At 27.7% G+C, this 235-nt stretch carries 2 protein-coding genes; both read left to right on the top strand.

Features of this window, described 5'->3' with window-relative positions; translation table 11 throughout:
* Positions 1-14 precede the first annotated feature (14 nt).
* On the top strand, positions 15-158 hold the full coding sequence (locus O4H49_RS20680; protein WP_419715247.1) for a 2-C-methyl-D-erythritol 2,4-cyclodiphosphate synthase: 144 nt from the start codon (positions 15-17) through the stop codon (positions 156-158).
* A 2-nt stretch (positions 159-160) separates the two neighbouring features.
* The coding region (locus tag O4H49_RS20675) for a VOC family protein (protein WP_419715246.1) at positions 161-235 on the top strand (75 nt) is incomplete at its 3' end.

The raw sequence follows: 235 nt of genomic DNA, 5'->3' as shown, positions 1-235 counted from the left end.
CATATATTCCTAAAATGGTTAAGGTTTTATCAGAAGTTTTAAATATAGAAGAAAATCAACTATCAATAAAAGCAAAAACTAATGAGCAAATGGACGCAGTTGGTGAAAAGAAAGCCATTGAAGCAAATGCTGTAGTTATGCTAAGAAAGGAAAAGTAATTATGAAATTTTTACACGCAATGATAAGAGTTAAAGATGTTCAAAAATCTTTGGATTTTTACCAAAATCTTTTAAAC

This window comes from Kiloniella laminariae (genome assembly GCF_027214005.1).
GTDB classification, from domain to species: domain Bacteria; phylum Pseudomonadota; class Alphaproteobacteria; order Kiloniellales; family Kiloniellaceae; genus Kiloniella; species Kiloniella laminariae_A.
Note: the sequence above shows the minus strand (reverse complement) of the source record. Positions and strands in the feature narration are given on the sequence as shown.